This window comes from Blastococcus litoris (genome assembly GCF_003075095.1).
Classification (GTDB): domain Bacteria; phylum Actinomycetota; class Actinomycetes; order Mycobacteriales; family Geodermatophilaceae; genus Blastococcus_B; species Blastococcus_B litoris.
This window is the reverse complement of the sequence record NZ_QCZF01000059.1, coordinates 1-460: the sequence shown is the minus strand read 5'-3', so window position 1 is coordinate 460 and position 460 is coordinate 1. Positions and strand designations below refer to the sequence as shown.

The 460-nt window shown below is 62.0% G+C and carries 1 protein-coding gene; it reads left to right on the top strand.

The genetic code is table 11. From position 1 onward, the window contains the following. Positions 1-460: hypothetical protein (locus tag DCS98_RS22605; protein WP_206340414.1), on the top strand; the 460-nt coding region annotated here is incomplete at both ends.

Here is a 460-nt window from a genome sequence, read left to right as displayed (position 1 = left end):
ACGTCAACCGTGCCACACGCAAAGACATCCTGCGCCGCAAGGTCGACGGTCCCGATCGCACCCTCTACAACCTCAACACCTTCGAATACACCAACGAAGGCCGCAGCGATGCGGAGATCTGGACCCTGTCGGTCGCTTCGCAGCGGCCCTGGGAGGTGCTGGGCACGCGCAACAGCTTCCAGCTTTCGGCTGACTACACCGACGTCAAGCGCAACTACAACAGCTACGAAGACAGCGACGACATGTTCGAGCTGGTACGCCTGGACGGCAAGCTGATGTACCGCTACGAGCTGCCCGCCACGCAGTTCCTGCGCCCGTGGAGTGCACGCCTGAGCACCCGCACCGAAATTCCCGCTCTGGGCTTGAGCTGGAACAATTTCTTCCGCTACCGCGCCGGCTTCGAAGGCTTTTCCACCGGTGCGTCGCAGACCATCGATGGCATCACCGCACCCAACCTCAC